This is a genomic window from Kribbella sp. NPDC050124 (assembly GCF_044460355.1).
Lineage (GTDB): Bacteria > Actinomycetota > Actinomycetes > Propionibacteriales > Kribbellaceae > Kribbella.
The window spans coordinates 51,964-63,948 of sequence record NZ_JBITJU010000035.1; the positions used below are offsets into that span (position 1 = coordinate 51,964).

An 11,985-nucleotide genomic window follows, 5' to 3' on the forward strand; every position below is an offset into this window, starting at 1 on the left:
ACCGCGGGGATCGCGGTCGCGACCTCCTCCTTCGACTCGAGGTCCGTATCTGATCTCACTGGCTCATTGCATCGCGAGCCGACCTGTGCGACTCAGGTCAGGTGCGGGAAGGGTGATCGCCAGCCAGCGCCGACGCTGGGTGGCTCACTCGCGCCCGCCGATATCCTCGCAGAGCTGGAAGACCCTGCCGGGATCACGGTCGAGGGTGATGCTGTCGACGAAGACCACGCCGCCGATGCCCTCTTCCTCTGCCTCGACCTGCGCGAGCGCATCGGCCAGGCGGTCAGCCATGAATTTGCCTTCGGATGCCTCCAAGGCGTGCCGCACGATCACGATATGGTCGCCGATGCGCGGATGCCGGAACCGGGCTGCACCAGGGACGCTGGTCAGCACTGTCGCGCCGTAGCCGTGCGACCACGTTGCGAGCGCCGCCCGCAGACGCTCCAGCTCAACGGCGAGGCTTCCATGCCGAAGCACGTGGAGCAGATCGCGTGCCAGACGCCAGTCGAGGAGCGCGTGGTAGGACATGTTCCCGTAGTCGCGCAGGCACTTGTAGCAGGACGCCGAACAGACGCTGGCGTGGTCTTCCTCCGCCAACCGGCCGAGGTAGTGCTCGACGGCATCTAGGAGGGTCGGCAGCACGTCGTCCCGCCCTAGATGGGTAGAGAACCCCGCCCCGTTCTCTAGGGTGTCGGCGATGAAGGCATAGGGCGCGGGCTCGTTGTTGGCGGCCAATCCCGCGAAGATACCGGCGACAAGCTCGAGCGGCTCGATGTCGAGCTCGGACGCCGCGACCTTACGGAGCAGGAACGCCAGCGAGTACCAAGCGGCGCGCCGACCGTCGGTGAGCTCGCTGACCCCATAGGGCTGAAGACCAGCCGAGAAGTTCAACCGCAACCCCTCACTTGGGACCGTGCCCGTCTGAGGACCCAGGAAGAGGAAGTCGGTCGGCTGCACGGCACCAAGCGCGACCTCGAACGGATCCCCTGTGGCGACCGCCGGCAGAAGGATTCCCTTCTCGACTGCCTCGACCGCGACGTAACCGCCCCAGTCAACGTTGTCGGTCGCTGCCGCCTTGAAGCGGAAGAGTTTGCCGCCGTTGTCGTTGATCACGAACCGGCGCCCCGGGCCGCTATAAGCGGACGCGGGCCCCAGGCTCGTCTGGTGGAGCTGGCTGAGGTCAGCGAGGGCGCGGGCTGCCATAGCCCGTGGCGACCAGGAGAAGTTGCCGTCGAAGTCACGCTGGCCTGCGGCGCGGAAACCGAGGGGCTCACGGAGCGGCATCCGGGTGAAGCCTTCAGGACCGTAGCCGCACTGCGGACAGGTCGCGATGTCACCCAGGTTCTCATCGGACAGGAACGAGCACGACCGGCAGAGATAGATAGTCCGGTCGATGCCGAGGGCGTCCGTCGTCGGGTGCTTCGGCCGACGGCCGATTGGCTCGAACGCCGCCACGCCCACGGCGGTGTGGACCCGGCCGTCCCGCACCACCTCGCTCATCGGGGCGAACTGGCTGACCGCCATCGCGAGGTCACGATCGATGACGTCGGCCGGCGGCCAAGGGTACGTCCGGAACGGGCGCTTCAGATACAGGTAGCGGACGCTGGTCGGGAAGCCGAACATCGGCAGAACGCCGTGTTCCGCGAGGCGCTGGCTGAGCTCGTCGTGGCCAACGGAACCCGGACCGGCTGCCCGGTCAATCACGGCCGGGAGCTCGGCGGCGCAGGTATCTGCCAGCGCTACTGAGTCGGCTGCGAGCGGCGTCCGGACGGCCAACGCGGCGGCAGTGCTGCGTACCAGGTCATGGTTGTCGAGCAGCCAGTGCTCTAGGTGCGGGCGGGCGTCTGTCCACTCAGTTACCAGGCCGAAGGCACCGTGGACGTTGACGGTCGGTGTGAACACGCCGCCTCCGTCGATGGTCGCCTTCTCAACGTCGGGCATGGCCAGGCGGAGCACCTCGGACCTGAGCGACCGGCCGAAGATCTCTCGGCGGTCCACCGCCAGATACGGCTCCGGCGTCGGGTCGTTCGTGATCCTGTCGGGCTGGTCGAAGTAGTACTCGTCATGGCTGCGGCCCCGGCAGACGGTCAGGGCGATGGCGATCGGGTTTCCGCGACGACCGGCACGTCCGACGCGCTGCTGGTAGTTGAACCGCGTCGGCGGCATGTTGCCCAGCACGACCGCCGAGAGGGCGCCGATGTCGACCCCGGCCTCCATCGTCGTCGTCACGCTGAGCAGGTCGATACCGTCGGCGGACGGCACCTCGGCGTGCTGTCCCGTGCTGAGGAAGACGCCCTGGAACCGCGCCTGGCGTGCCTGGGCATCGATACGGTCGGTCTGGCCGGTGAGTTCCTCGCAGTTGAAGCGGAACCGCCCGGCGTTCCGGACCGCCTTCCAGCCGTAGTAGTCGCTATCGGGCTGGATCGGGGCACCTGCCGTCGGCAGGGTGCGCCCGCAGTGGGTGCAGTAGCCGCATCCTCTCGTCAGGTGCAGTCGTCCGCAGGTGCCGCACGCCCAGCCCAGGTCGCCTGCCCGGCGGAGTACGACGCGGTCCGGGGCGATCACGTACTCGGGGACGGCGGTGCCGCAGCGGGTCAGGAAGATGCCGCGGAGTTCGGCCTCGCTCGGCCCACCGTCACGCTCAATGGCGCGCCAGAAGTTGCGGAGCTGCCGTGGCGGCTCCGGGCGCGGCGATCTGAGCCCGTCGAAACGGCGCAGATCGGCGAGCACACGGAGGCTGGCCCGCGTGTAGGCGAGGTCTGATACCGGCGAGATGTTGATCGGGTCGCTGTCGTCGCTGAGAGCAAGCCAGCCGAGCCCCAGCGACTCGAAGTCACGGCCGGCGCCTGAGAACAGCCCCTCGAGTACTTCCTCAAGCAGCGCGTGATTGATGTCGGCCCGGAGCGCCTCCTGCTGTGCCGAGAGGTTGGCGCGCGGGACGGGAGGATTGGCGTCCCAGTCGTACAGGCTGGTCCACTTCCGCTCGTTGGAGGTGAACTCCAGGCTGGCATGCGGCCCGCCGGGGTTCAGGCCCATGCTGAGTAGGTGCCCGGCGATGGCTCCCGACGACGCGGCGATGCTGGGGCCTCTGTCCAACCGTGCGATGAGGTCCGGCTCATCGTCCGGGTTGGTGCCGGGGCGCTCGTCCCAGATGTCACGCAACTGGCCGAAGACGCCGGCGTCCCGCTGCTCCAGCCGGTCTACCGCTGCCCAGGATTCGGCCGACCGTTCCCGGTTGACGAAATGCGCCTTCGCGCGGGCCACGTCGGCCGACGCGTCGCCGAGGGCCGCCATCTGGCTGTGGAGCAGCAGGCGGAGAAGGTCCTGATAGTGGCGCAGGCCGAGCCCAGACGACAACTTGGCGGCGTCCTGGCGACTGTCGGTGAACATGATGAGCTTGCGGTCGTCGGCAGCCAGGTCGGTGGCGAGCTCAGTTGTCAGGACCTGGTTGATCTTCTCGAAACCGGTCCGCATGCCACGGATCGGTGAGCGCTGGGTCAGCGGGTCGGTGTGCGGAAGACGCTGCCCTCCCCGTGCATACTGGATCTCCCAATCGTCACCGCAGGAGGGGCACTGGGTCGGGAACGGGCTGATCGTCGCCGGGTCACGGTGTGCCCGGGCTGCAGGCGGGACGAATGCGTGGAAGGTCCAGCCGGTGTGGCCGCCCTGAGTGCCGACGTTACGGATACCGCCCGTCGCCGGCGTCAGCTCGCTGCGTCGGAACTGGTAGCGGACGCGGTTGTTGTCGCGGCTCCAGTCGCTGCGGTCGAGCGCGTCGAGACCCGCAGCCGGGTTGGGCCAGTACACCAGATAGTTGTTGGCGGTGCGTTCCAACCGGACTTGATCCGGCAGCTTGGCGAGCTCCGGCACGTCTGCCAGGAGCAGCGTGTCGACCCGCGTCGACTGCGCCTGGCCCTCCGGTGTGAAGCCGCCAAGGAGCACGTCCCCGCAGTTCTGGCAATAGAGCAGCTCCAGGACGCGGGAACCGCAAACGCACCGGGTCGTCGGCTCGGAATACAGTCGGCCGACGGGACGCGGCTCCTCGCTCTCAGGCGCTGCCGCGCAGTTGGGATCGCTGCATGCCCAGACTCCCGGCACGTTGCGGAAGAAGTAGTGGGCGCGCAGCTTGGGGTCGCCGTCCTTCGGGCTGGCCGCCAGCGCGGCGAGCACCTTGGTGAGAGCACTCTCGGCATCAACCGGTGCTGTGCCTGGAAACACCCGCTCCGCCAGGTCTCTCAAGGTGCGGGCCGCCGCCTTTTCGCTGCCTTCCTCCACTTCGTCGAGGAAGGCGCGGCGGAGAGTGTCGGTCAATCCTTCCTGCCGGGCGACATCGCCTGCCGTGTCGCCCTCAGCGGCGAGAACGGCCGCGACGTGCGCTGCCGTGCCCGATGGCGCTGACGCGGGCATGGCGAGGCTGCCGGGTACGAACTCGAAGCTCGCGGCATCCACGCCGAAGAACTCCTCGAGGTAGTGCTGGTCCCGCTCGGCGTCGATAGAGGCCGAAGCCGCGAGGACGCGCAGCTGGTCGGGCCGCTCGGTGAGCCCGAGCCGCTGCTTGAGGTTCCGCAGCAGGTAGGCGACCTCGGTGCCGCCCGTGCCCCGATACATGTGCAGCTCATCGACGACCAAGGTGAAGCGGTGATCCGGGCTGGCGTCAAGCCAGGCCCGGGTCGAGTCGAAGAAGTGGCTGTCCCGGTCGCGGAGCAGCATCACGTTGAGCATCGAGTAGTTGGTGACCAGCACGTCGGGCGGGGCGTCGGCCATGTCCCACCTGGAGCGCATCTCGGCGCCGTCTAGGCGAGGCACGAAGTAGCGGACGTCGTCGTTGCCGGTCTCGGCGGCAACCTGGGAGGCTCGCACGCCGCGCTGCTCTGTTGCGACGAGCACTTCCCGCAGACGCTGCAGTGCAATCTCGGTCGTCCGATATCCGGTGACCGGCGTCGCGCCGGTGTAGCGGCCGAAGTAGAAACGGTGGCCACGGCGGTGGGTATCGAGCCAGCTCCGGATGGCGTCGCTGTCCAGGGCCCGGCGCATACGCATCAACTGGTCATCGACCAGGGCGTTCATCGGGTAGAGGATCAGCGCACGCACCGCCTTGGGGCGGCCGGCTTCCCCATCGCGCTGGGAAGCGAACTCTGACCCGGAGGCACGCCACCACGGATCGAAGGGGGCTGGTCCCCCGCCCCAGCCAGCGGACTCGGCGAGCAGCGACCCGAGTACGGGAAGCAGGAACGACTCGGTCTTGCCGGAACCCGTGCCAGCGGTGACGATCATGTTCCGCCCATGCGTCAGACCCGCGGTCAGGGCGTGCTCCTGGTGCAGGTAGAGCGGGCGACCGGACGGGATCAGCCCGCGACTGGCGAAGTCGGCGAGCTCCGGCGGCGCACCGGCCAGGGCGGCAGATTCCGCCAGGGTGCGCTCCGTCGTGACATACTCCGGCCGCAGTTCGACCAGCGGCAGACGGAATGCGCCGTTGTCACGGTCGAAGAGTGCCCGGCGTTCCTGCTGCAGGCGCTCGTCGGTCAGCCCAAACGGCGTGTCGTAGTACCGGAAGTACGCTTCCCGAAGGCGGTCGAAGGTGCCCATGACGTCCAGCGCACGGCGCGCGTCGTTTTCGAGGGAAACCATCGATACCTCCGGGATGTAATCAGGTGAGGACGGACACCTGTTGCCGAATGGATTTTGCCACCAGTACGGCGATGTCCCTGGGGACATTGCGGTAGATCGCGGTGCGGGCGACGTCACCAAACTGGGTGGGCAGCCCGCTGCAGAGCACTAGTGCGCGGGCCTGCAGGGGCGGCAGCGGCGCACCCTGGTCGATGAAGACGGTGCCGATCTCTTCGCCGTCCGCGACCCGCTCCAGCCTCCAGCGGAAGACGTTGATCCGACGATCGGCACGGTCGAGCAGGATGCCCGTGGCGTGGTCCGTGTGGTACCAGGTGCCGTTCGAGCGGTACCGGTAGCTCGGCCGCCCGTAAACCGAGGTGCGGCACAACCCGTCACCGCTGGGCATGCCGGAGTAGAACCGCACCCCCTCTGCCCACGACGAAAGATGCTCGGCCGCGTCACCTCGCGCGGGCGGTGCCGCGGGCGCTCCGAGCGCGATCTGGCGAAGTCCCATGGCGATGCTCCGGGCGGCGCAGCCGACGTACTCCACGCCCGATTCCTCCAGCGAACTGCGCAGCTCTCCGAGGCTGTCAGCCTGCACGAAGACCGCCGACGGCACAGGCAATGGGCCGTCGTGGCGGATCGCGGAGTGTTCCACATGAACGGAGACGATCTCTGCCAGCCGGTCGATAAGCCCGACGCGCCGACTCCCGGCGAGGACCGCCGTTCCCCCGGTCGCCGGAAGGACGGTCGCGACAGCGGGCGCAACCGCCCAGGTACCGCCCTGCCAGTCGATCTCGGCGTGGCCAAGCGCCGAGATGTCCCGCAGCCAGCGCCCTGTCTCGTACGGCTTCGGGCTGCGGTCGGCAGCCCGTGCCGCCCAGGCGACGCGCTGGCGAAGGTCGCGGACATCGCCTGAGCAAACTTCACTGATCCAGGTCAGCAGCAGGTCAGCGTCCATCGGCACGCTCCCACGCGGCGACATAGAGCGGCCACAGCCGGTCAGCGGATCGCACGGAGACCGAGGCCTCACTCCAGACGCGGAAGTCGTCAGGTCCTAGCGCCTGGAAGGCCGGTTCGGCGGGCCGCAGCCGCGTCACCTGCCATCCCTTGGAACGCTTCTGCAGCAGCCACGCACCACGGTCTCGGCGGACGTCGAAGTACATGAAGGGGACGCTGGGGGCGAAAGTGGGTAGTGCCGGTTCCTCGAGCGCCCTCATCTGTCCGGAGCGGTCAACCAGCCAGTTCTCGACGGCGCCCCGCCGAACGAGCACGACCTCCGGATCGTCGAGCTCTTCCGTCCAGGCACCGCAGACGTCTCCGCGCTCGTCGGTCAGCACCAACTCGCCGTCCTGCCAGCACAGCCCGCCCGCGCCCAGCTGCTCGTAGGCTTCCCCGGAGCCGGGGCGCACCACGAAGGTGAGCGTCTCCCCGTCCGCACCGATGGTGTGGTCGCCTTCCTCATACGGCCCGAAGCGGCAGAACGGGATCGGGAACATGGACGCGCGGAAGACCTGGCTCCGGTTCTCGTCTAGCAGTACCTCGACGTCGCGGGGCTCAGCGCCGACGGGCAGCTCAAGGTCAGGCTCGCCGCCCGCCAGGTAGGTGTTGCGGCTCAGGTTGCGGTGCAGCGGCAGCCCGTTGATGAGCCTCGGTCGCGCCGTGGTGCCCAGACGGATGTTAGCGGCGAGCGACGCGGGGAGCAGCCGCATCGCCTGCTCCAGGGCGTCGCGATCCGAGAAGGTGACCCCGTAATAGATGGCGTAGCCGTCGAGAATCTGACTCGCGATCTCGTCGCTCATGCGTTTCCAACCGGAGTCTGCTGCCACCTCGAGGGCGCGCTCGACCAGCGGCCGTACGTCGGGTGCTGCGACGAAGACGTGTTCCTCGTACGCCTGGATCGCGTCGACCGACATCCAGCCGCCGGCGTCAGCGTTGTCTGCCATGACCAGGAACCGGGCTGGCTGGAACTCCGCCACGCAGAGCCTGCCGCGAGCCGTCAGACCGTGCGCCAGGGCCTCGGGCGCGACTGGCGGCAAAGCCTCCGTCTTGAACATCGAGCTGTAGGGGTCAGGAGTGATGAGCACGCTGAAGTCGGTGCCGCCCGTCGTGCCGCTCAGGATGTCGCTGGGAGCGTCCGACACGGCCGGGATGACCCACCATGCGCTGCCTCGGTCGAGGTCGACGGCAAGCCGCATCTCAAGCCGCCGCAACCCTTCTGCCGTGATGACCTTTCCATCCCAGGCCACGGCGAGCTCGTGGATGAGCGGGCGCAGATAATCCTGGACGTCCGGCTCGTCCAGCACCTCCACGAAGCGGTCGCTGAATCCCTGTGATCGGCGGTGCGTCCACACCTTCAAGAGGGCCAGGAGCGCCTCAGGCGGCGGCACGCCCCGGCGCGTGAGGTGCATGCGGTCGAAAAAACGGGTCAGCGCCGCCCGGTCGCTGCGCCGGATAAGCGCCTGGGACAGCGGATAGCCGATGCGGCTCAGTTCCGGGTTTTCCGGGATCGTCGAGGTACCGAAGGCACCCGCCTGCTCGCCGATCCAGCGGTGGATGCGCTGCCACATCGCAGCGACGTCGGTAAAGGCGCCTCGCTCGCGGAGGGAGTGCCGCAGGGATTCGATCTCGGTGTCGGAACCGTCCGGCAGCAGGGCATGGGAGAGCCGAATGTAGTAGTTGTGACGTGCCCCCGATGCGTCGTTGCGCATCTCCGAGGCGGCGAGCACGCTGAGGGCGAGTACCGGCAGCGTCGGAGGTGGCTGATCCTGTGTCCCTCGACGCCAGACGGCCTCCATTCGTAGTACCTCTGAGAACATCGAGGCCCCGCGACCGAGGTTAACCAGGCGCTTCACCGCACCTGCCAGCGCGCGAAGCGGGTCTTCGCCGCGATCCGCGAGACGTTGGAGGTCGTCGAGCCCGACGAACATCACGACGGGCTGCCCCTCCCGCCCGTCGAAGAATTCGTGGGCAAGCCGCTCCTGCCAGCGGAGATAGTCCGGCGGCAAGCTCAGATCGACGGTTGTTGGCATGCGCACAACGCTAGTGATGGACTTGGACAGTAATCCGCCACGCACGGGAGGCTAGTCGGGGACAGCTGAGATTACGGCCGACTTCGTGAGGAGCCTGACGGAAGCCTCCTCTTGAGCCTCGACACTTGTCGGTCGTGAACTGCCTCGAGTCGCGATCTTCTGAATCAGGGAGCAGGCCAAATGCACATACAGCAATCGCCACAACTGATCCTCCCGTTAGGTCAGCACACAGTCTTGAAGTGGGCTCGGGGGCCCTTGGGGGAGGGGCAGGACGAGCGTAACTGAGCGTGAGAGCGACGTCCAGAGCCATGTACCAAACCGTCGCGGCACGCGTTGGCCGAATCTGCCCGACACAGTACTGAATGCCTTTTCGCCGGGCCATCGCCCTAGTGTCGTCGGACAGACTGAGATTGGGTGGTCGGCCATTCGCCGTGCCAACACCCACTCTCGCATCGAAGAAAGTTGTTCAAATTCTGACAGGCTAAGAGATGGCGGACGTGCAAGCCTCATCTGAGGCGGATGTTTGGCAGGTCACCAACGCCCGTAGCGAGCGGCATCACTTGGCAGATCGGGAGCGGGTTCGACGGGATCGGACTCGTTTGCAAGCGTCCAGCGCTCGCCATCGACTTCGAACGATTTCGCGTCTCCGACCGCTGCGTGTCTCACCCGCGCGGCGACCCACTCCCCTTTGACAGGCACCATAAGCCCGAGTGCACTCGCGATCCTCGGGTGCACGCCCTGATGTCCGAGCACGATGACACCGTCGTCGCGCAGCTGAAGGCGCGCGTCGCGCGCACGCTTCGGCGCATCGTCCTGTTGTGCGACGGTTAGCACGGTTTGCCTTCCGACTATCCGCCCTTGAACCTCGCGGAACAGCTGATTCACCCGTCTCTGACCGGAGGTAGTGAACGAGAAGATGCGTGCTCTCACGTCGTCCGGGAGGTTGAGAATGAGGTTTGTCGGCAGGTCGGTTTGAAGACCACCCCAGAGCCAGTAGACGTCATCGGCGTGCCCGGGATCGAGCCTCCGCTTGTTGTCGCGGTTGTACGCGCGGACCCGCTCTTGCTTGCCCTTGGCGATCTTCCATCGGAGAACCTGATCTGAGATCATAATCGCACCAACTGCCCACTGGCTGGTGTCGTCGTTGAGCCATACGAGCAAGGCAGGACGATCGGCGTTGCCAGATCGTTCACCGTGATCCGCGCAGACGTACATCTCCATCGGGATCTCCCATCCCCCGAGGTCCTTCGAGAATTTGCAGTCCACGTCCATTTGCGCGACACGCCAGTCAAGATCGACGCCGTTATCGATCTCGAACTCCTTGGTCAGGTTCACCTCAACTGCTGTCCCGAGGTACGTCTTCTCAGTTTTCGTCAGGTGCTGGTAGCACCAGCGCCCGGTTCGCTGTCCATCCAGGCACTCATCGAGTGAGTCGCGTAGGACCCATCGAAACCGCTCCCGCGCGTCCTCCTGCGTCTCAAACCAATCGACCAGCGGAGCCAGCTCAGGCGGCAAAGACCGGCGGCGACTGCCACCCAGCTTCCAGGCCTTCGTTGGCTTGGACATGGCCTCAGTCGGCGACGGATAGGTACGGAAGCTATTACGGCGGCGACGGACAGCGCGCTTTCGACTGTCCTGCGCAAGCGGAACCTCGCTGTCCCTGAACGATGGCTGAGCGCCAATCTCGATCCCCACGCAAGCAGTGTCGCAGCTAGTGTCGGCTCCGCCTGCAATCCCGGATCGCGCGTGTCCCAGAGCCGACAGTCCCGACAACGTTCGCTGAGTCACGCCGGGCGCCGCACACGTTAGCGCCTGCGGCTGACATCCGGCGTGACTGTGCGGATCTGGCGACGTATCCGGATTCGGCGAGTTCCGCTTCGTTGATTGCGGCAAGCGTGCTGGAAATCAAGGCGATCAGTTCGATCCCGTGGCGGACCACCTCGGCCGGGTAGAACGTCGCGGCGAGGATCGTCATGCCGGACGCCTCTCGTGTCCCGCGAGTACATCGGCTGCTGACCGAGTACTCGCCAGCCATCTCAGTGCGACTTCTCAACTCGCTCGACGATGGTGAGGAGTCGATCGCGGCCATCAACGGGCTCCTTGTCGAGTTGAAGGCGGTCCCTATCGGGATGAGTGTGACCGCGGGCGCGTCGGGGTGGAGAACGGCATACCGGCTGCGTTCGGGAAGGGTCGTCTACTTCAAGCAGATCCGGCCGGTACGCCTGCCTCGGACATGCGCCGGCTGCCGTTTCAACAACGCTACTGACTGCGAGGAGGGGTACTACGGGGTGCGGCTGTACCGCGATCGTCGGGGCACATTTCAGGTCGGTGTCTGCATCCAGCGCATGGATCTGTGTCTGCCTGTGGAAGAGTTCGTCCGCAGCGACCTTCGGGAGGAGGTTCTCTCCTTGCGGGAGAGCGAGTTCCGAAAGCTGGCGAGGAAGTACGGGGCCGAGGGAGGGGCAGATGCCGATCGAGTTTGAAGCGAAGGTGTTGGATGTCGAGCCGGGTGAGATGGCGGACAGGATCCTTCGGCTGGGTGGGTGTCGGGTGGGGGATCGGCTGATGCGGCGGTATGTGTACGACATTCAGGCGGGGGACGCGTCGCGGTGGATTCGGTTGCGGGATACGGGCAGTGCGGTCACGTTGACGGTCAAGGAGATTGCGCACGACGGGATCGACGGTACGACGGAGACCGAGGTCGTGGTGGGGGACTTCGAGGGTGCCAATGAGTTGTTGGGGCGGATCGGGTTCGTGCCGAAGTCGTATCAGGAGAATCGGCGGGAGAGCTTCGAGTTGCGAGGCGCGCAGTTGGAGATCGACTCGTGGCCGCTGATCCCGCCGTACCTCGAGATCGAGGGGCAATCTCGCGAGCACGTTGTTGAGGTTGCCAACCTGCTGGGCGTCGCGGAGGACCGGTTGACGGGTGAGAACACGACGAAGGTGTACGCCCGGTACGGGATCGATCTGAGCGCGATTCCTGACCTGAGATTCACTGCGTGACGATCGCCCTCACCATTCCGCGGCGCTCGCCGGCATCACCAGGGCCCGCTACAGCGGTTGGGCTGGGCTGGGGCAGACTGCATGTATGGGCTTGTTTGAGTTGACTGGTGAGGGTGGGCTGGCGAAGGTTCCGACTACTAGTTTTGCTGCTCAGATGGTGCTTGAGCGAGCTGATCTACAGCAGGCGCTCCGGGGTCATATCGACGTACCGGCAATCCCCTCAAACCGTAGAGACTTGAGTTTCATCGTTTGGTTGTTGGCCGGTCTCCCGCTGGCTGCCTTGGGGAGCTCGCCCGGAGCCGGCGTCACGGCTGGCCGGAGGCCACCCCGCAGGGGCTTGGCC

6 protein-coding genes are annotated in these 11,985 nt (G+C 66.5%); 2 read left to right on the forward strand and 4 right to left on the reverse strand.

The window, feature by feature from the left end:
- Positions 1–144: 144 nt before the first annotated feature.
- The 4 genes from ACIBL3_RS43265 to ACIBL3_RS43280 form a co-directional block, all read right to left on the reverse strand.
- A complete protein-coding gene (locus ACIBL3_RS43265; protein WP_396359839.1) occupies positions 145–5,745 on the reverse strand; it encodes a DEAD/DEAH box helicase in 5,601 nt (1,866 codons plus the stop codon).
- Complete coding sequence (locus ACIBL3_RS43270) at positions 5,648–6,568, reverse strand: hypothetical protein (protein ID WP_396359840.1); 921 nt, start codon at positions 6,566–6,568, stop codon at positions 5,648–5,650. Before ACIBL3_RS43270 ends, ACIBL3_RS43265 begins: the two co-directional genes overlap by 98 nt.
- On the reverse strand, positions 6,558–8,639 hold the full coding sequence (locus ACIBL3_RS43275) for a hypothetical protein (protein ID WP_396359841.1): 2,082 nt from the start codon (positions 8,637–8,639) through the stop codon (positions 6,558–6,560). Before ACIBL3_RS43275 ends, ACIBL3_RS43270 begins: the two co-directional genes overlap by 11 nt.
- Positions 8,640–9,170: 531 nt before the next feature.
- Positions 9,171–10,334 carry a NaeI family type II restriction endonuclease gene (locus ACIBL3_RS43280; RefSeq protein WP_396359842.1) on the reverse strand — a complete coding sequence of 388 codons (1,164 nt, stop codon included), beginning with the start codon at positions 10,332–10,334 and terminating at the stop codon, positions 9,171–9,173.
- Between the two features lie 278 nt (positions 10,335–10,612).
- Between ACIBL3_RS43280 and ACIBL3_RS43285 the strand changes: the two genes are divergently transcribed.
- Entirely contained in the window at positions 10,613–11,122 is a 510-nt protein-coding gene (locus ACIBL3_RS43285; protein WP_396359843.1) for a hypothetical protein, read from the forward strand.
- Positions 11,106–11,642: a class IV adenylate cyclase gene (locus ACIBL3_RS43290; RefSeq protein ID WP_396359844.1), complete on the forward strand. Its 537-nt coding sequence runs from the start codon at positions 11,106–11,108 to the stop codon at positions 11,640–11,642. Before ACIBL3_RS43285 ends, ACIBL3_RS43290 begins: the two co-directional genes overlap by 17 nt.
- The last annotated feature ends 343 nt before the right edge of the window (positions 11,643–11,985 follow it).

What these genes read in the sequence shown, in the direction of transcription:
- ACIBL3_RS43270 (WP_396359840.1), bottom strand. Translation starts at nt 6,568, where the DNA reads ATGGACGCTGACCTGCTGCTGACCTGGATCAGTGAAGTTTGCTCAGGC.
- ACIBL3_RS43275 (WP_396359841.1), bottom strand. Translation starts at nt 8,639, where the DNA reads ATGCCAACAACCGTCGATCTGAGCTTGCCGCCGGACTATCTCCGCTGG.
- ACIBL3_RS43285 (WP_396359843.1), top strand. Translation starts at nt 10,613, where the DNA reads ATGCCGGACGCCTCTCGTGTCCCGCGAGTACATCGGCTGCTGACCGAG.
- ACIBL3_RS43290 (WP_396359844.1), top strand. Translation starts at nt 11,106, where the DNA reads ATGCCGATCGAGTTTGAAGCGAAGGTGTTGGATGTCGAGCCGGGTGAG.